The sequence below is a fragment of the Paenibacillus sp. Y916 genome, assembly GCF_056786435.1.
Genome location: NZ_JBXCJA010000001.1, coordinates 482,196 through 499,807, shown reverse-complemented (window position 1 = coordinate 499,807; position 17,612 = coordinate 482,196). Strand labels below are relative to the sequence as shown.

The 17,612-nt window shown below is 41.7% G+C and carries 23 protein-coding genes; all 23 read right to left on the bottom strand.

Annotated features, from left to right (window positions below; genetic code table 11):
• Window positions 1-34 precede the first annotated feature (34 nt).
• Window positions 35-484 carry a transcriptional regulator AhrC/ArgR gene (gene ahrC, locus AC1TO9_RS02310; protein WP_482054865.1) on the bottom strand — a complete coding sequence of 150 codons (450 nt, stop codon included), beginning with the start codon at window positions 482-484 and terminating at the stop codon, window positions 35-37.
• A 27-nt stretch (window positions 485-511) separates the two neighbouring features.
• Window positions 512-994 (bottom strand): hypothetical protein, encoded by a 483-nt coding sequence (locus AC1TO9_RS02305; protein ID WP_482058242.1) that lies wholly within the window; start codon window positions 992-994, stop codon window positions 512-514.
• Between the two features lie 68 nt (window positions 995-1,062).
• Window positions 1,063-1,905, bottom strand: coding sequence for a TlyA family RNA methyltransferase (locus AC1TO9_RS02300; protein WP_482054863.1), 843 nt, complete (start codon window positions 1,903-1,905; stop codon window positions 1,063-1,065).
• A gap of 33 nt (window positions 1,906-1,938) precedes the next feature.
• Complete coding sequence (gene dxs / locus AC1TO9_RS02295) at window positions 1,939-3,870, bottom strand: 1-deoxy-D-xylulose-5-phosphate synthase (protein ID WP_482054862.1); 1,932 nt, start codon at window positions 3,868-3,870, stop codon at window positions 1,939-1,941.
• Between the two features lie 80 nt (window positions 3,871-3,950).
• The gene (locus tag AC1TO9_RS02290) at window positions 3,951-4,856 is read right to left on the bottom strand and encodes a polyprenyl synthetase family protein (protein WP_482058398.1); all 906 of its coding nucleotides are present in this window, start codon (window positions 4,854-4,856) and stop codon (window positions 3,951-3,953) included.
• The gene (xseB, locus tag AC1TO9_RS02285) at window positions 4,849-5,109 is read right to left on the bottom strand and encodes an exodeoxyribonuclease VII small subunit (RefSeq protein ID WP_438351402.1); all 261 of its coding nucleotides are present in this window, start codon (window positions 5,107-5,109) and stop codon (window positions 4,849-4,851) included. The genes AC1TO9_RS02290 and xseB overlap by 8 nt, the downstream gene beginning before the upstream one ends.
• Entirely contained in the window at window positions 5,093-6,463 is a 1,371-nt protein-coding gene (xseA, locus tag AC1TO9_RS02280) for an exodeoxyribonuclease VII large subunit (RefSeq protein ID WP_482058241.1), read from the bottom strand. Before xseA ends, xseB begins: the two co-directional genes overlap by 17 nt.
• An 11-nt stretch (window positions 6,464-6,474) precedes the next feature.
• Entirely contained in the window at window positions 6,475-7,332 is an 858-nt protein-coding gene (gene folD, locus AC1TO9_RS02275) for a bifunctional methylenetetrahydrofolate dehydrogenase/methenyltetrahydrofolate cyclohydrolase FolD (RefSeq protein WP_482055250.1), read from the bottom strand.
• 42 nt (window positions 7,333-7,374) lie between these two features.
• Entirely contained in the window at window positions 7,375-7,827 is a 453-nt protein-coding gene (gene nusB, locus AC1TO9_RS02270; RefSeq protein ID WP_482054860.1) for a transcription antitermination factor NusB, read from the bottom strand.
• Between the two features lie 155 nt (window positions 7,828-7,982).
• Window positions 7,983-8,216 (bottom strand): DUF2273 domain-containing protein, encoded by a 234-nt coding sequence (locus AC1TO9_RS02265; protein WP_482054859.1) that lies wholly within the window; start codon window positions 8,214-8,216, stop codon window positions 7,983-7,985.
• A 14-nt stretch (window positions 8,217-8,230) separates the two neighbouring features.
• Window positions 8,231-8,770 (bottom strand): alkaline shock response membrane anchor protein AmaP, encoded by a 540-nt coding sequence (gene amaP / locus AC1TO9_RS02260; RefSeq protein ID WP_482054858.1) that lies wholly within the window; start codon window positions 8,768-8,770, stop codon window positions 8,231-8,233.
• A 77-nt stretch (window positions 8,771-8,847) separates the two neighbouring features.
• Window positions 8,848-9,258: an Asp23/Gls24 family envelope stress response protein gene (locus AC1TO9_RS02255; RefSeq protein WP_482054857.1), complete on the bottom strand. Its 411-nt coding sequence runs from the start codon at window positions 9,256-9,258 to the stop codon at window positions 8,848-8,850.
• A gap of 170 nt (window positions 9,259-9,428) precedes the next feature.
• Window positions 9,429-10,772: an acetyl-CoA carboxylase biotin carboxylase subunit gene (gene accC, locus AC1TO9_RS02250; protein ID WP_482054856.1), complete on the bottom strand. Its 1,344-nt coding sequence runs from the start codon at window positions 10,770-10,772 to the stop codon at window positions 9,429-9,431.
• Between the two features lie 114 nt (window positions 10,773-10,886).
• Complete coding sequence (gene accB / locus AC1TO9_RS02245; RefSeq protein WP_482058240.1) at window positions 10,887-11,378, bottom strand: acetyl-CoA carboxylase biotin carboxyl carrier protein; 492 nt, start codon at window positions 11,376-11,378, stop codon at window positions 10,887-10,889.
• A gap of 158 nt (window positions 11,379-11,536) precedes the next feature.
• Window positions 11,537-12,253, bottom strand: coding sequence for a SpoIIIAH-like family protein (locus AC1TO9_RS02240; RefSeq protein WP_482058239.1), 717 nt, complete (start codon window positions 12,251-12,253; stop codon window positions 11,537-11,539).
• 42 nt (window positions 12,254-12,295) lie between these two features.
• Window positions 12,296-12,934 (bottom strand): stage III sporulation protein AG, encoded by a 639-nt coding sequence (gene spoIIIAG, locus AC1TO9_RS02235; protein ID WP_482054853.1) that lies wholly within the window; start codon window positions 12,932-12,934, stop codon window positions 12,296-12,298.
• A 16-nt stretch (window positions 12,935-12,950) separates the two neighbouring features.
• Window positions 12,951-13,700, bottom strand: coding sequence for a stage III sporulation protein AF (spoIIIAF, locus tag AC1TO9_RS02230; RefSeq protein ID WP_482058238.1), 750 nt, complete (start codon window positions 13,698-13,700; stop codon window positions 12,951-12,953).
• Window positions 13,701-13,715: 15 nt separating this feature from the next.
• A complete protein-coding gene (spoIIIAE, locus tag AC1TO9_RS02225; RefSeq protein ID WP_482054851.1) occupies window positions 13,716-14,906 on the bottom strand; it encodes a stage III sporulation protein AE in 1,191 nt (396 codons plus the stop codon).
• A gap of 16 nt (window positions 14,907-14,922) precedes the next feature.
• A complete protein-coding gene (gene spoIIIAD / locus AC1TO9_RS02220) occupies window positions 14,923-15,312 on the bottom strand; it encodes a stage III sporulation protein AD (protein ID WP_482054850.1) in 390 nt (129 codons plus the stop codon).
• A 10-nt stretch (window positions 15,313-15,322) separates the two neighbouring features.
• Window positions 15,323-15,526, bottom strand: a complete 204-nt coding sequence (spoIIIAC, locus tag AC1TO9_RS02215) for a stage III sporulation protein AC (RefSeq protein ID WP_438351414.1) — start codon at window positions 15,524-15,526, stop codon at window positions 15,323-15,325.
• A gap of 13 nt (window positions 15,527-15,539) precedes the next feature.
• Window positions 15,540-16,058, bottom strand: a complete 519-nt coding sequence (gene spoIIIAB / locus AC1TO9_RS02210) for a stage III sporulation protein SpoIIIAB (protein WP_482054849.1) — start codon at window positions 16,056-16,058, stop codon at window positions 15,540-15,542.
• Window positions 16,051-17,049, bottom strand: coding sequence for a stage III sporulation protein AA (gene spoIIIAA, locus AC1TO9_RS02205; protein ID WP_482054848.1), 999 nt, complete (start codon window positions 17,047-17,049; stop codon window positions 16,051-16,053). The genes spoIIIAB and spoIIIAA overlap by 8 nt, the downstream gene beginning before the upstream one ends.
• An 89-nt stretch (window positions 17,050-17,138) precedes the next feature.
• Window positions 17,139-17,405 (bottom strand): YqhV family protein, encoded by a 267-nt coding sequence (locus AC1TO9_RS02200; RefSeq protein ID WP_482058397.1) that lies wholly within the window; start codon window positions 17,403-17,405, stop codon window positions 17,139-17,141.
• Window positions 17,406-17,612: the final 207 nt, after the last annotated feature.

The following is a 17,612-nucleotide window of genomic DNA, read 5'->3' as shown; positions in this document are numbered from 1 at the left end:
CCCACCTTTGGCTCTTTCTTACTACGTTCCATTATTAAGAAATAAAACTCATAATTTGAGTCATGACGTAAACACTATCTTCCTCAACCCGACAGATCATAAGAATCGTATCGTCTCCACAAATCGTTCCCATAATCTGATTCCACTCCATATTATCTAATAATACAGCTACTGAGTTGGCTGTTCCTGGTAAGCACTTCATAACGACAAGATTGCCTGTATGATCGATATGAACGAAATTATCTACAAGTGCTCGCTTCAGTTTAACAACAGGGTTATAGCGCTGATCCGTAGGCATGGAGTACTTATACTTACCCTCATCCGTCGGTACTTTGATGAGTACTAATTCTTTAATATCTCTAGATACTGTCGCTTGTGTAACCTGAAATCCAGATTCTCTTAACGCCTCAACCAACTCATCTTGTGTTTCAATATCCCGATGTGTAATAATTTCACGAATTTTAATATGTCGTTGTCCCTTCATAAATGCCTCCTGAGGTAAGGTGATTTTTTACTCATTCTCACCAATATATTCTTCTTCATCCCATTCAAAGTAAACTTCTCGTACCTCTTCTTGGGATAGATCAACATAAAGTAATCCCGCACTGTCTGGGTATAATAAGAAATAAGGTAATAGACGATCTCTAAGCGAACTTCCAGTCCACTCTAAGGGCAGTCGCTTACGTGCTGTCTTGACCAGGTATACAGCCCCTTCTTCATTCGTAGCTACATAATCTATAAACAATCTGCTAAAGTATTCCTCTTGGTCCACTTCGAAGTAAAGGGGGATTTTGACTCGTCCGCCGATCACTTCATATCCTTTACTCCGCATTAAATCTATCGCAGGATGTTCCGGTATATACTCATTAAATGGGATCTTCAATCTATGTTCTACCGTCGGATCCTGAATCCAATTTCTAACTAAGATGACTACACCCATTATGAGGACAATCCCAATGATGACCATAACAAACAAATCAGTTTTATCTCCCATATGAATCACCTCTTTAGAAGTATTCGCGAATGTCAGAAAAAAAACCTTTTTTCAGCAAAGAAACCCATCTACTTAGATGAGTTCCCCTTAAACGTATATGTCGCTTCTTGTATTACTTGATCTATGAGAAGTTTGATCTTGTCTTTATCCATAGGGAATTCATCAAGTGTTGGAGCCCCCAATTTCCAGTGGGCCAGAAATTCTATATTACCTTCCCCACCTGTAATGGGGGAGAACGTAAGACCTTGCAATGTATAACCTAATTCTTCAGCAAACGTTAGAATCGTCGATAGCACATCACGATGGACCGCAGAATCTCGAATAATACCAGATTTCCCTACCTTATCTCGACCTGCCTCGAATTGTGGCTTGATCAAAGCGACAATACTTGAGGGCTGATCCAATAATGCCATTAAAGGGGGTAATATGATCCGAAGTGAAATAAAGGAGACGTCAATACTTGCAAAATTGGGTATAGGTCCTTTTAAATCATCAGGTGTCATATATCGAAAATTTGTTTTTTCCATCACACATACTCGATCATCACTGCGAAGAGACCAATCTAATTGGTTCGTTCCCACATCGATAGCGTACACGTAATTCGCTCCATGCTTAAGTGCACAGTCTGTAAATCCACCTGTTGAAGAACCGATATCAAGCATGGTAGCATCTTGCAATTCAATTTCAAATTGATTGATAGCCTTCGCAAGTTTCAGCCCACCTCGACTTACGTACGGATGAACAGCGCCTTTTACCCTGATTACAGCATCTCTAGGAATCTTCATCCCTGGTTTCTCAATCCGTTCTTCAGCAGCAAAGACCAATCCAGCCATAATTGCAGCTTTAGCTTTCTCACGACTATCATACAAACCCTGCTCTACAAGCAGAATATCAATGCGTTCTTTTTCCATATATTCTATTCACCTAATTTTCGCCTTCACGCCTTAAGACGGAAAGTTTCTTTGACTATATTCATAAGGATGAAGAGCTACAAGTTTTCGTATCTCCTCACATACTGCAGCGGCAGTTAAATCCGTTTCGCCACGTTGTTCATTGATACTTCCGTGTTCAATGAATCGATCAGGAATGCCCATAATAGATACGGTTGTGTCAAACATATGTTGACTTGCATAGAACTCAAGGACTGCACTACCTAGACTTCCAGCCTCACAAGCTTCTTCTAATACGAGCATTTTTGTTTTTGTTTCCGCCAAGGTACGTAGCATATTGTCATCCACTGGTTTTAAGAAACGAGCATTTACAACCTGCAACTGAATTCCATCACGCTTAAGTTGTTCGGCTGCTTCTAATGCTACTTGCACCATAGGCCCGACGGCAAGAACTGCATATCCTTCTCCCTCACGAACCGTTTCCCACGTTCCAATTGGAATGGACACTAATTCCTCATCCATAGCAATACCAAGACCATTAATACGTGGGTATCGATACGCTATCGGCCCATCATTGTATTCTAATGCTGTCAACATCATATGACGAAGCTCATTCTCGTCTTTCGGCATCATGAGAACCATATTCGGGATATGACGCATGAAAGCAATATCGTACACCCCTTGATGGGTTTCTCCATCTGCACCGACGAATCCAGCTCGGTCAATAGCAAATATCACGTTTGCGTTATGTCTGCAAATATCATGTACAATCTGATCGTATGCTCGTTGCATAAAGGTAGAGTACACTGCAAATACAGGCTTCATACCTTCCATTGCTAATGCAGCACACATCGTTGCAGCATGCTGTTCCGCAATACCAACATCAATCATTCGGTCTGGGAATCTCTTGCCGAATGGAACGAGTCCTGATCCGCCAGGCATTGCTGGAGTTACAGCAATCAACCTTGAATCTCGTTCACCTAGCTCGATTAATGTCTGTGCGAATACATCCGTATACATCGGGTTTCCGACAGATTTCAATACCTGACCAGATTCCATCTTATAAGGTGAAATGCCATGCCATTTAAAAGAATCAGCTTCGGCAGGTGTATATCCTTTGCCCTTTGTTGTAAGGACATGAACAAACACAGGGCCATCTACATTATCTGCTTGGCGGAATGCCTCGATTAATTTCTGAAGGTCATGTCCATCAACCGGACCGAGATACGTAAAGCCTAATTCTTCAAATAGAATACCCGGTACAACCATATATTTAAGGCTATCCTTTAATTTCTCTGCAGTCTTAGCTAACTTACCGCCAATTGCTGGAATTTTCTTCAACAACACTTCAACTTCGTCTTTTGCACGTAAGTAATGTCGATCCGAACGGATCTTACTTAAATAATTGTGCATCGCACCTACGTTTGGAGCAATTGACATCTCGTTATCATTAAGAATGACCATTAGCTTTTTCTTCTCATGACCGATATGATTCAGCGCCTCAAACGCCATACCACCTGTAAGAGCACCGTCACCAATGACCGCAACAACTTTGTTGTCCTCACCTTTTAAATCTCTAGCAAGCGCCATTCCCATGGCAGCAGAAAGAGAAGTACTACTGTGTCCCGCTTCCCACACATCGTGTTCACTTTCCGATCTCTTCACGAACCCACATAACCCATTATATTTACGTAATGTATCGAAACGATCCATCCGACCCGTAAGTATTTTATGGACGTACGCTTGATGTCCTACATCAAATATGAATTTATCCGTAGGACTGTTATAACAGTAATGAAGAGCAATCGTAAGCTCCACCACGCCTAAATTTGAAGCGAGGTGTCCACCTGTTACTGACAACTTCTCGATAAGAAACTGACGAATTTCTGCCGCAAGAGAAGCTAATTCATCCACCGATAGAGACTTTAATTGTTCTGGTTGATCTATTTGTGGAAGCTGCACTTTAATCTCCCCACTTTTCTTCATTAGGATTTGTTTATTGTTTCAGTTGGAAACTTTCCGCTAATTATATCACAGATGATGCTTCATGTAACAATATGACAGTATTAGTGGTCTCTACTGACTAAATAATCTGCAATTTCTAGCAGAAGTTCTGGATGAGGAATTCGTGCATCTAGCACAATCTTCTTTGCTTCTTCTGTAAGTCTTGCGACTTCCATCTGTGACTTTTCTAGTCCAATAAAGTAGGGATAAGTCACCTTGTCTTGTTTGATATCACTTTGTGTCTTTTTGCCAAGCTTCGCCTCATCACCAATGAGATCTAGAATATCATCTTGAATCTGAAAAGCAAGCCCCAAACGACGCCCAAATGAGCGAAGCGCTTCGATACTATCTTCATCTGCTCCAGCAATTCGTCCTCCCGCAACAAGAGAGAATATGATCAAATCACTCGTTTTATGAAGATGTATGTACTCCAGTTGCGATAGATCAGTTAATCCTTGTTCCCCTTCCATATCAGCAACCTGACCCCCAACCATTCCCCTAGGACCAGCCATTTCTGATAAGTCTGAGATGATCGCAAGAACTTGATCTGCCGGAATACCGTGCTTTCTTGATATTTGAGCCAAATGGTAGAAGGCATGTGTGAGTAAACCGTCTCCAGCTAGAATGGCCATAGCTTCACCATATACTTTATGATTCGTCAACTTACCTCGACGATAATCATCATTATCCATCGCTGGAAGGTCATCATGAATGAGTGAATATGTATGGACCATTTCAACAGAACATGCGGCATCTAGCGCTGCATCACGATTGCCCCCCATTGCTTCACATGCGGCAATCACTAACAGTGGCCGCAAGCGTTTCCCTCCAGCTAGAAGGGAATAAGTCATCGATTCCTTCAAATGAACCGGCACTTCCCACTCGGATGGAATAATATCTAGCAAGGAAGATGTGATCATATCAGTCACATCTCCAATATAACCTTGCAAGGAGGGACGGTTAGCCATTGGAATCCCCGCTTTCTGACTCCAGTGAAGCGCCAAAGGGCTTCTTTCGAATCTCTCCATCTTCCTGCACAATCATTTCGATCTTCTGCTCTACCTGCTCTAGCTTTTGGCTACATAACTGTGATAGCCCCATCCCTTTTTGAAATAGCTCAATCGCTTTTTCTAAAGGAACATCCCCATGCTCCAACTCGTCTACAATGGCTTCTAATTGGCTCATTGCTTGTTCAAATTTTAATTCAGTAACCTTTGCCATTATCTAGCTTATCCTCCTTCATTGCCCATACCTGAGCGTCGAATTGACCATCATTCACCCTTATTTTCACCAAATCACCTAGTTTAACATCATCAAGTGATTTAATTAAATGTTGCTCCTGTTCATCATAGACAAGGCTATAACCTCTCGACATGACCTTCAAAGGACTAAGTGCATCCAGCTGTTTCATAGCAGTGCCTAATTGATTCTTATTCACTTTAAGAATGGATGCCATAGCCATGCGAAGCTGATGCTCATTCTTCTCTGTTTGTTTCTTCACAGCAGCTACCTGATCCTTAGGATTAAACCGTAATAGACTTTGATGAACACGTAATTTCTGCTCTTTACTCAATTTCACTCCAGATCGCATGGACCGAGTAAGCTGTTGTTGTAGCTTGTCCAACCGCTCTGTATGCTGATGTAATGTTCTTCGAGGATTCACCAATACAGGCGAACGCTGCAAAGCTCCAAGGCGCTCACGATAATATGATACTCGTTGTCGCAGTGACTGGCGTAACTGCCTTTCCATGTGCGTTAGAGTAGCTTGTACATCTGCCATATTGGGAACAGCCAATTCTGCGGCTGCAGTTGGTGTGGCCGCCCTAAGATCCGCAACAAAATCGGCAATCGTAAAGTCCGTTTCATGACCAACAGCTGAAATAATTGGGATTGTAGATTGATAGATGGCTCGCGCGACGATCTCCTCATTAAATGCCCACAATTCCTCTAGAGAACCACCGCCTCGACCAACAATGATCACATCCACCTCAGCCAACTTGTTCATGACCTTGATTGCTTTCACAACAGATGGTGCTGCATCTTTACCTTGGACGAGTACTGGGTACAAAGTAATATGTACTTGAGGATAACGACGCTGCAATGTAATCATAATATCCTTCACGGCTGCCCCAGTTGGCGAAGTAATCACACCAATGGATCGCGGGTAAGTAGGTAAAGTCTGTTTATGTTCTGTAGCAAACAACCCTTCTGTTTCCAGCTTCTTCTTCAACTGTTCAAAGGCAAGATATAGACTACCAATACCATCTGGCTGCATATGCGTAGCATAGAACTGATACTGACCATCCCGTTCATACACGGTCACATTGCCTCGCGCAATAACACGTGCCCCTTCCTTGGGTAGAAAGGGTAACTTCTGATTATGAGATGCAAACATGATGGCACGAATCCGACTGCTCTCGTCTTTCAGCGTGAAATACATATGCCCGCTAGAATGATGAGTGAAATTAGATATTTCTCCACGAATCCATACATCAGACAACAATGAATCCGAATCCAACTTCATACGGATGTACCGGCTCAGATCTTTAATGGATAATACCTTTTGTTGGTCCATGATAGGCCCCTTTAAGACAATCCGTGATGCCGTTTAGCAGCAACCAGTGTATTCTTCATTAACATCGTAATCGTCATCGGCCCAACGCCACCTGGAACAGGTGTGATAGGACCACTTACTTCTTTAACACTCTCGAAATCAACATCCCCAGCGAGTTTACCATTATCTAAGCGATTCATTCCAACATCGATCACGACAGCACCAGGTTTCACATAGCTTGCATCAATAAAATTAGCTCGCCCAATAGCTACTACCAGGATATCAGCCTGACGTGCAATTTCAGCCATATTGGCTGTACGCGAATGACACATCGTAACCGTTGCATTCTCGCGTTGAAGCAAGAGCGATACTGGCTTCCCAACGATATTGCTACGCCCAATGACAACGGCATGCTTTCCTGACATCTCTATTCCAGCACGCTTAATAAGTTCTATCACACCCGCTGGTGTACAAGGTAAGAGGCTCTCATCGCCAATAACTAAGTTCCCTACATTGATAGGATGGAATCCATCCACATCTTTCTCCACCGAGATGGCATTAATGACTGCCTTCTCTTCGATATGTCCAGGTAATGGCAACTGTACAAGTATCCCATTGATATTCTCTTGATGGTTAAGCTTATTTACTAAGGTCAATAAGTCCTCTTGTGAAGTTTGTCCAGATAGACGATGTACTTCAGAATAGAAGCCTACATCATGGCACGCCTTCTCTTTATTACGGACATATACTTGTGAAGCAGCATCTTCCCCTACCAATACAACAGCAAGTCCTGGAACAACTCCTTTACTTGAAAGTTCCTTTACTTCTTCTGTCAATGAACTACGGATTTCATCTGATACTTGTTTACCACTAATAATCGTTGCTGCCATCATAATCTCCCCTAACTTTATGTTATGATTTCATTCGAATTTCTATTGACGTTTCTCTTTAAGTTCAATCAAGTCGCCAATCATTTTACCTAGAACGCCATTTACGAATTTACCAGAATCCTCTGTACCGAAATGCTTAGCAAGGTCAATAGCCTCATTGACAACCACTTTAGCTGGAACATCTTCTTCGTAGACCATCTCATAAGTAGCTAGACGTAATATTTGACGATCCACACGGGATAAACGACTGATTTGCCATCCAACTAAATAATGACCAAGTAATTCATCAATTGCGACTTTATTACTCCATGTCCCATTGACTAACTCCAGAACATATTCCTTCAGCTTGATCTCATCTTTGATGACTCTTTCTGTCTCATTCTCTTCAGAAGCCTCCAGCAACAAGGTGGATACAGCCTCATCACTTTCAACCAAGTTCATTTCCATTTGATACAAGCTTTGTACCACAATCTCTCTAGCTACACGTCTTTTCATTATTATATCGTTCCTCCTGGACTTCACTTTATCTCACAATTTCAGACTTTCATATTCTTCTTAATATTCACAAAAAAAACCCAAAGAAATCTTTCTCCAAAAAATAGGCCTGGTTAAGCTGCAGCTCTTTTTCCGGAGAAAGCATATCTTAGGGTTCATTTAAATGGACGCCACTTTTCCGATAACCATTGCACAGTTTCCTTCCATTGAGACAAGGAACCTTGTTGCAAATCTTTTCTTCTACCGAAAATATATCCTATGAACACAACTAATGCAAAGAACAACATATCCCAAAAACCCGATACTAAATATACAATACCGAATACAACTCCACCCGTTACGCCGACAATTCGCCCTCTGTGACTCTCCCACATCTCTTTCCAAAGCATCGGGAAATCCACCTCTATTCCACTCTACTCTTAAAACTTGGTGACTGTGCAACATTAGCAATAAATACCGCTACATTGGCTACTGGAATTCCAGTCGTTTCTTGCAAATAATCATGAACCTGTTTCTGTATATCTGATGACAAAGTAGGAATTGAATATTCTCCATCCACAACTGCACGGATCTCAATATCTATACCCGCTTGATCGACTTTAATTCGAGATTTCAAATCTCTAACGCCCCGCACTCTAGATGCCGCTTTAAGACATAAATTCTCAATCGTTTCTATCGATATTTGAATATCACCAAACTCAGTCCGTTGATCAATGGAAGGAGTACGATTACGATCTTTTCGAATAGAAATATAAAAGAAACGCAGACTAAGAAGAAACAGTATCACCAATACAATTATTGCTGTAATGAACACGCCATAACTCGGATCATTAATCCAATTCGAAGGTAACATGCCACTTAGATGAAGGATTGCAGCTATAGAAAGAATAGCGATACTCAAGCTATAAACAAACAGCAAAAGTCTATCAAGTATTTTAGCCACGAGACAATCCAACCTCCTAAAATTATAGTAAACCCGCGACATGAACTGTCGGGGGTTTAGATGACTACCGAAATCCGTTATTTAACACGTTGGCTAAATTCAACATCCTCGGTATTCTTCTCCACTTGTTTAAAAATAACATCATGAATATGAACATTCACTTCAATCACAGTCAGACCTGTCATGTTCTCAATGGAACGTTTGACATTATTCTGAATTTGAGAAGCCACTTCAGGTAGGCGATAGCCGTATTCTATAATGACAGATACATCGATCGCTGCTTCCTTTTGCCCCACTTCCACTTTTACACCTTTGGATTGATTCTTACGGCCTAAAAGTTCGGCAATACCACCCGCAAATCCTCCACTCATTCCTGCTACACCACTAATCTCAACTGTAGCCAGTCCAGCGATCACTTCAATCACTTCAGGAGCAATCTGGATTTCACCGATATCCGTACGTTCAAACTCAGTCGGTAAAGTACTCATAATATATTCGTCACACCCTCCAAGTAAATTTTCTGACATTAATTACGATTGCATAACTCAGGCTCGGCATGCAAAATTAGATATTCATACTATATCATTTAGGCTTCCTTAAAACAATTAAAGCTTCTACGAAGGAGGTTCAAAAAGTTATGTTTTGAACTCTTATTTTATTAAATTTCGTTCTCTTCAAGAAATTTAATATCGAAATCGCCCTCGATAAATGTAGGGTGATTCAACAGTTTTTGATGAAAAGGAATCGTTGTATGAATTCCACCTATTGTAAACTCAGACAGAGCACGTTTCATTTTGGCGATGGCTTCGCGTCGTGTTGGCGCCCATACGATTAGCTTCGCAATCATAGAATCATAGTACGGTGGAATCGAGTAGCCTTGATATGCTGCACTATCGATACGTACACCTGGACCACCAGGAGGCAAATAAAATGTAATCTCGCCTGGATTTGGCATAAAGTTTCTTTCAGGGTCCTCTGCGTTGATACGACATTCGATAGACCAACCATTAATCGTAATCTCTTCTTGGCTAAAAGATAATGCATGCCCTTCTGCTACTGAGATCATTTCCTTAATGATGTCGACACCTGTCACCATTTCAGTCACTGGATGCTCAACCTGAATGCGAGTATTCATCTCCATGAAATAAAACTGACCATCTTGACCAAGCAGAAATTCAAGTGTTCCTGCTCCTGAATATTGAACTGACTTGGCAGCCCGAACGGCCGCTTCACCCATTTGTTCACGAACTTTTGGTGAAAGTACAGGACATGGAGCTTCTTCAAGTAGTTTCTGTCTACGACGTTGTATCGAACAATCCCGCTCACCGAGATGCACGACATGACCATATTTATCAGCAATAATCTGAATCTCTACATGCTTCATACCAGTCAAGTACTTCTCTAAATATACCCCTGCATTGCCAAAAGCTTTCTGTGCTTCTTGCTGAGCAGCCGTTATTTGCTTGACTAATGATTCCTCGTCTTCAGCAATGCGAATTCCTTTACCCCCACCACCAGCAGTTGCTTTGATGATTAATGGGTAACCAATTTCACGAGCAATAACAATCGCTTCAACTAAATTCTCCACGATTCCATCAGAACCAGGTATAACAGGTACACCCGCTTCCTTCATCGTCAGCTTAGCAACAGATTTATCACCCATTCTAGAAATAGCCTCTGCTGAAGGACCGATAAAAGTAATATTACATGATTCACAAATTTCTGCGAAATCTGCATTTTCAGCCAAAAATCCATATCCAGGGTGAATTGCATCACACTCTGTTAGTGTAGCAACACTCATAATATTAGTGACATTCAGATAACTGTCCTTAGATGAGACTGGACCAATACAATAAGCTTCATCCGCTAGTCGAACATGCAGAGAATCCTTGTCTGCCTCTGAATAAACCGCTACCGTAGATATATCAAGTTCCCGACAAGCTCGGATAATACGAACCGCAATCTCTCCGCGATTCGCAATGAGCACTTTATGAAATTTCATTGCTGGTATCATCCTCCTAAAAGTTTTCCGAAGGAAAACTCACTTCGTAAGCATACACTTAGTTTTCCGAAGAAAAACTCTCTTCATATGCATCTTCTTGTGTTCGAATTCTTCTTACTCTGCTCTTACCAGGAATAGAGGTTGGCCAAATTCCACCAATTGACCATTATCAACCAATACCTCTACAATTTCTCCCTTTACTTCCGCTTCCAATTCATTCATTAGCTTCATCGCTTCTATGATACATACCGTTGATTTCAAATGCACTTTGTCTCCACAGCCCACAAGAGGAGCTCCATCAGGTGATGCGGCTCTGTAGAATGTTCCCACCATTGGAGAAACAATTTTATGTAATGATGATTTCGTATCTGCAACTATAGACTGTTCAACTCCAGTCACACCTTGATCAGATACTTGATTTGTTTGCTGAAACTGTACCGGTGCCATCGGATACGCCTGTGGAGCGGAATGTTGAACATTCACTACTTCCATTTGCCCAGGCTTACGAATGGCCAATCGGTTACCTTCCACTTCAATCTCAAGCTCTTGAAGAGATGATTCATCAAGTAACTTGATCAATTCCTTAATTTCATTCAACTTAAACATTATCAATTCACTCCTTCAACTATCGGAACCGTATACAAACTACATATACATACGCATTATAGATATGTATTATATCATATTCGCAAGAAATGGAAAGAGTCCAGACTTACCTGGACTCTTTCATTATTTTATCTAATTATGTCTAACTTTAGCTAATATTAAGGTTTTACATTTCTTACACTAATTTTATTCTGAGATACATTCAACTCTTTCATGACTAGTTCTACGATATCCACAGCTTGATTCACATCCAATTTATCTGCCAGAACAAGCACTTCATACGCATCATTCTCTTCCTTTACAACGACTTCACCGAATTGCTCATGAAGTTCCTCTTCAATACCTGTAAGAATTGACTCCTTTTCTTCTAGACGTTTCAACTCATTATCCGCTTTAGCTAATTCTTCCGGGGTACTCTTCTGATTGTCTAATTTTACATATAAATCACTTTCTTTTTTGATATTACTTTCTTTGCGGTCCCATTGAACAGAATCCAAAATATTTCTGCCAGACACCGCTTGAGATGCAACCTCTTTCAGGATCTCGTCATCATTTTCACTTTCATTTGATTTTGCTGTTTCTTCTGTTGCCTTCTCACTCATCTTTTCCTCTTCTTCTAATTCTGTATCAGATCCAATAGCTACATCTGGCATTTCTGTTGTCGCGGTGAGATCATTACCAACCTGCCCATCCGTTATCACTTCCGTAATTACAACTTCTTTATTATCAACGGACTGCAGTTCTATCACCTGTTGACTATCTGCAACTGGAATTTTCGATGTTCCCGAGTCTTCTGTAAAAAGATAATAAGCCGATAATATCACCATCAAACTGAGCATAGAAACCAACCATATCGTTTGTCTTTTATTATTCATTCCTAACTTCCTCCTTCGTCTTCTCAAAGATTAGATGACATATTACTCCTGTTTACGTGGAACGACTGAGATCCTAAAGCTGGGTACATTTAGTCCTTTGGATACAGCATCTACAACAAGATTGCGTACCACTTGATTCTCTGCCCCTTTAGCAACGACTAGCACACCCCTGATTTGCGGCTTGACTCTTTTAGTAATGATAGGTGTCACACTTCCAGATGACTCATAGGTGACAATTTCACCATCACGGGTATATTGAGTAGTATTCCGTTTACCCCCATTTGAATCATTCTCCTCAGATGTCTGTTGGGAATCTCGCACATTGCTTTTAATAACAATTTCTTCAGTTGAATCTACAGTCACTAACACATCGACCGTACCTACACCCACGACTTTTTCCAGAATCTCTTTAATGTTACTCTCGAACACCTCTTCAATACTGCCAAAGGAATCCACTTGTGAGCCTGTATTTTGAAACGTTTCCTGTATAGGAGTTGAACTCGGCGGCTCCCTTCCTATATTCTCATTCTCAATTTTTTTCACATTGACAAAGGAACTGAACAATACAATAGCTACTCCTACTAAACCAAGAATAATGAGCCAACGGAATGCAGATATTTTTTTAGCTCCGCCTGCCCCGCCACCGATCCATTGCTCGACCCTCTTATACCAGTTCCGCAATACCAACCACCCCCCTTTAGACTTTGACATCTTCTTCATTCAATAGAACACGAATTTGTTCTGCCCTTAAATTCCATTCGCTGCTAAGGAGCTTTTGAATATCTGCTGCCCCATTTATAACTTGAACAGTATCCTCATCGGATTGACTCGTATCTTCGCTACGACCATCAGATTGACCGCTACTCGTATTCACCGGCTCCACATGAACTTCCACTTTAACCGGAGCAATGGGGGCTATAGCAATTTGTTGTGCGTGATCTCGGTCCGGCTGTCCTTGAAGTTCTTCTGTATCTAACTGCAAAATAACATCCACTGAGGTAATCGATGGTGATTGTTGTTCATCCTTTGCTTTCAATGGAGGCAATGACAGCAACACCTTTACTTCTTGCACTTGTTTGCCTGTCTTGTTCTCGATTTGTTGCTTCATTTGTCTTGCAACCTCTTCACCAGCCCACTGAAGACTTTGGGTTAGCTGTTGGCTTTTCATTGTCTCTGCTTGAGATAAAATCTGTTGTAATGTACTCTCTTTCCCATTGGTGAAATAGGCTGTATTCGCATCTTGATTCTGAAATGCTGCACTCAACTTCACTTCCGGCGAATCCGTTAGAAGGTTGATGATAGGCTGCATGAGAGTGAGCAGAATAAGTAAGCTGAGAACCAGCTTGACGTAGCGCTCCATAGAGCGGCTGGGTAGAATAAGATCGATAAAAGTAGCTAGAAGCACAACCATGATGACTTCTCTCATCCATTCGTTTAACCAAGTCATAGCCGCCCTCCTTCTTCACCTCATCATCACGGTTACATTCCCGGCCATTAGCAGGATTGTAATAGCCAGAAAGAACATTAATCCAACAACCGCCATGGCAGCAAATGCGTAAATCATACTTTTACCAATCGTCTGCAAGCAGGTCACAATCGGAGTATCTCCTAGTGGCTGCAATACAGCTGCTGCCATTTGATAAATAAGAGCAAGTGTTAATATTTTAATAGCGGGAAAGGCACATAGGAAGAGAAGGATAATGACGCCAGCCAGCCCGATCGAGTTCTTAACTAATAACGAAGCGGATATTACCGTATCTGTCGCATCCGCGAACATCTTTCCTACGACGGGGATGAAGTTACCAGATACATATTTTGCCGTCCGAATCGTTACCCCATCTGTTACAGAACTTGTAATCCCCTGAACGGATATGACTCCAAGAAATATAGTTAGTAATACTCCAAGTAGCCCAACACTTATTTTTTGCAATAAATTCGCCATTTGTGTCAATTTATATTTGTCAGACAGAGAACTTACAATGTGTAATAGTGCTGAGAAGAAAAGAAGTGGAAATACGGTCGTATGGACAACTGTCCCTACCGTGTGAATCATGAATACGATCAAAGGATGCGTAACAGATACCGTAACGATATTCCCCATAGATGCTAGTAGCGAGAATAGAAGTGGAATCATCGCCATCATGAATTCAATCATTTGATTAATAGCTGCCTTGGCGTAACCTATAGCGACGGAGAAGCTATTAATCGCAATAACCATAATGACCATGTAGCATAATGAATACGCGACTTTGCTCACATTATTTCTTTCAAATGCGGTCTGTAGCGTCTCTAGAATTAAACTCATAATACTTAGCATCACAATCGTAACTAAGAGCTTTCCATTGTAGAGCACTTCGTGCCAGAAGAAGGATGTCAGACCTGACATCACGTTCTTGATACCAAATCCTTCTCCACCGGGGAGTAACATATCCATAAAGGAAGGTGTCTTCTGATCAGGAAAGAATCCACCGTAATCTTTCATCAGTTGATCCCAATAACTTTCCACCTGATCATTGGGTAAGTTATTCGCTTGCTGTTGAATAAGTTGTTCACTCGGAGATTCAGCGTAAACACTGCCTCCCCACATCAGCATAATGAGCACCATCCATACAAATATATGTTTAACGTCTGGAGAACGTCGGCTTCCTAACATAGTAAGATCCTACTTTCTAGTGAGGCAGTAGCTTCATGACGGTTTCAATAATGATTCCTATGATGGGTATAGCTAGCACCATAATTAGCACTTTCCCTGCTAGTTCGATCTTAGTTGCAATACTTTCCTGGCCTGAATCCCTTACAATCTGGGACCCAAATTCAGCAATATAAGCAATGCCAATGATTTTGAGAATCGTTTTTAAGTAAATCATCTGAACTCCTGCTGATTCTGCCATTCGTTCTAGTTCACTAATGACGGAGTCGATTTTGCCGATCAAGAACAGAAAGATCAGAATACTTGTAGATGCGGTTAGCAGAAACGCAAACATCGGCTTTTGCTCTTTAATGATTAGAATTAGAATCGTAGATATTAGCCCGAGCCCAACAACTTGTATGATTTCCATAATGGCTCTCCTACTGGAACAGAAAGATGGATTTGATCTCTTGTAGCAGGTCATCGAGCATTCGAACAACCATGAACAGCACCACGATAAAACCGATAAGCGTCACCCAATGTGCCATATCCTCTTTTCCCATCTGTTTGAGCACCGTATGAATCATGGCGATGATGATACCGATTCCCGCAATCTGAAAGATGGCGTTCACGTCAATATTCATGTTCTGCACCTCACTAAAAGATCAAAATGACGACCAATATTCCAACTAAAAGCCCTAGGTTTTTGCTCAATTTACCGTATTTATCTAATTCCTCCCTCGCAGTCAACTCTTCATGTTTCAACTGCTCTGCAGCTAACGCAAGATGTTTCATCTGATCTTGACGATCACTTGTACCTAGAGTAAAACTAAGTTGATGGAGCACGTCCTTCTCCGTGGATTTCATAGAAGTATTCCTCCAATGATTGGCTAATGCCTGTTGGATACTTTCTTGAGCTGTCAATCCGTGTGGAGGATTCATGAACCTAGCTGCACTCTGAAAGAAAGATTTCAATGGTTCTCGTACCTGTTCTCCCATTTTGTGAAGCGCCTCTGGTAATGGTGTATATCCATAGGATATTTCTGTCTCTAGTCGCTGCATAGCTAGAATGAGCTCACGAATCTGCCGTGGCCGACTTTCAAACTGTCTAGCCTTAGTGATACCTGCTAGTGCACCGGCGACCACTATAATCAGCATTCCAATCAATTTAACCATAGGCATCAACTCCTTTTTGATTCGGCAAGGAAAGTTGGATGGATCGTTGTTGCCTATCGAGGATGCGAAAGTTCAACCGTCCCTCGACTCGATTGAGAATAACGTATACTTCAAACATCTGGTTCTCAATAAGGGTGGCCAAGGCGGGACGTTGTGATAGTTCGTCCACAGAGGAGCCATGTGCTGTTGCAATGACGGATATTCCCGCATGAAGGGCTTCTGTAATAGCCTCCGCATCTTCAGCGCGACCAATCTCATCTACAAGCAATACTTCAGGCGACATAGATCGAATCATCATCATCATTCCTTCAGCCTTTGGACAACCGTCCATAACATCTGTCCTAGATCCTACATCGAAGCTAGGTACACCACGTATACTTCCGGCAATCTCCGATCGTTCATCTATGATTCCAACCTTCATCCCTGGCCATTTCACCGTTGTATGACCATAACTTCCATTACTAATTTGTCTGGCCATGTCCCTAATTAGTGTCGTTTTACCATGCTGAGGAGGAGAGAGAATGAGAGTATGCTTCATTCTTTTCTCCTTCCTATCTAGCAAGTGCGGAAGAATTTCATCAGACGCTCCATGAATCTCCTTTGCAATCCGGACGTTAAATCCACTAATATCTCGTAAGTGTTCCACCTTACCACCGCTTAGAACGGTTCTCCCTGCTAATCCGATGCGGTGGCCTCCAGGTATCGTTATAAACCCTTTACGCAACTCCTCTTCCATGGTGTAAAGGGAATGGTTGCTAATCCTATCTAAGAGCCGATGACTATCCTCTCTTGCTGGCTTGTACGAATCCTCGACACGATATGTCAATTTACCACCCGCCGTGACGAAATGATGATCTCCAGCAGCATTAATCTCAAGGGGTCGCCCTTCTCTTATTCGAACTTCTTCCAATCGATCCAGCATGGAGGATGGTAATTGTTCAAGGAGCGACTTGATCGGTTCAGGAAATAGCTCCAACCAATTCATTTTCATGAATAAACCCTCCTAAATTTGTAGAGTTACTCGTTGTTTTCATACCTCATATGTATGCCTGTACTCCACTTTTATGACTATTAAGTCTATCATTTTTTCAAAATACCAATTAAGAGACAGGTCACTCCAAGCAGAATCCAACTCATTTTCGCCCATGATAACTTATCCGCCATCCCTATCAACCCGATGCTAGTCGTAATGATCAACACGGTCGGTCCAACAAAGGCCAACATCGTGTTGATCGTGAGTGCTTTATCCACTTGTCCAACCTTTAACATGAATAGCGCTGCTGTAATTTCAATACTTCCTGAGATTAGACGCAGGGTCGCCATGCTGACTACGAACTTGTCCACAATCATTAACCTCCTTTATTTCACTCCTCCCCTCTAAGATATGCTCAAATCTCTTTTTTTAGATGTAGAGTTTCGCAGAATCTTTCATTTAGTTAAAATACGTGATCAAAAGTCGACTTTTCAGCACCGAGAAGATTGGATGAAGATAGGGAGTGAGGAGCGGAGCGTAGGCAGTACCTACGTGAGCACCGGAAGGACCGGCTGAATTCA

Bases quoted from the DNA above. Each gene is read 5' to 3' on its own strand.
- AC1TO9_RS02300 (WP_482054863.1), bottom strand. From the start codon at position 1,905: ATGGAAAAAGAACGCATTGATATTCTGCTTGTAGAGCAGGGTTTGTAT.
- spoIIIAA (WP_482054848.1), bottom strand. From the start codon at position 17,049: ATGAAAATGAATTGGTTGGAGCTATTTCCTGAACCGATCAAGTCGCTC.
- xseA (WP_482058241.1), bottom strand. From the start codon at position 6,463: ATGGACCAACAAAAGGTATTATCCATTAAAGATCTGAGCCGGTACATC.
- AC1TO9_RS02305 (WP_482058242.1), bottom strand. From the start codon at position 994: ATGGGAGATAAAACTGATTTGTTTGTTATGGTCATCATTGGGATTGTC.
- accB (WP_482058240.1), bottom strand. From the start codon at position 11,378: ATGTTTAAGTTGAATGAAATTAAGGAATTGATCAAGTTACTTGATGAA.
- spoIIIAE (WP_482054851.1), bottom strand. From the start codon at position 14,906: ATGTTAGGAAGCCGACGTTCTCCAGACGTTAAACATATATTTGTATGG.
- dxs (WP_482054862.1), bottom strand. From the start codon at position 3,870: ATGAAGAAAAGTGGGGAGATTAAAGTGCAGCTTCCACAAATAGATCAA.
- AC1TO9_RS02255 (WP_482054857.1), bottom strand. From the start codon at position 9,258: ATGAGTACTTTACCGACTGAGTTTGAACGTACGGATATCGGTGAAATC.
- spoIIIAF (WP_482058238.1), bottom strand. From the start codon at position 13,700: ATGACTTGGTTAAACGAATGGATGAGAGAAGTCATCATGGTTGTGCTT.
- spoIIIAC (WP_438351414.1), bottom strand. From the start codon at position 15,526: ATGAATATTGACGTGAACGCCATCTTTCAGATTGCGGGAATCGGTATC.
- nusB (WP_482054860.1), bottom strand. From the start codon at position 7,827: ATGAAAAGACGTGTAGCTAGAGAGATTGTGGTACAAAGCTTGTATCAA.
- accC (WP_482054856.1), bottom strand. From the start codon at position 10,772: ATGAAATTTCATAAAGTGCTCATTGCGAATCGCGGAGAGATTGCGGTT.
- xseB (WP_438351402.1), bottom strand. From the start codon at position 5,109: ATGGCAAAGGTTACTGAATTAAAATTTGAACAAGCAATGAGCCAATTA.
- AC1TO9_RS02290 (WP_482058398.1), bottom strand. From the start codon at position 4,856: ATGGCTAACCGTCCCTCCTTGCAAGGTTATATTGGAGATGTGACTGAT.
- spoIIIAB (WP_482054849.1), bottom strand. From the start codon at position 16,058: ATGGTTAAATTGATTGGAATGCTGATTATAGTGGTCGCCGGTGCACTA.
- spoIIIAD (WP_482054850.1), bottom strand. From the start codon at position 15,312: ATGGAAATCATACAAGTTGTTGGGCTCGGGCTAATATCTACGATTCTA.
- AC1TO9_RS02240 (WP_482058239.1), bottom strand. From the start codon at position 12,253: ATGAATAATAAAAGACAAACGATATGGTTGGTTTCTATGCTCAGTTTG.
- AC1TO9_RS02265 (WP_482054859.1), bottom strand. From the start codon at position 8,216: ATGCTTTGGAAAGAGATGTGGGAGAGTCACAGAGGGCGAATTGTCGGC.
- folD (WP_482055250.1), bottom strand. From the start codon at position 7,332: ATGGCAGCAACGATTATTAGTGGTAAACAAGTATCAGATGAAATCCGT.
- ahrC (WP_482054865.1), bottom strand. From the start codon at position 484: ATGAAGGGACAACGACATATTAAAATTCGTGAAATTATTACACATCGG.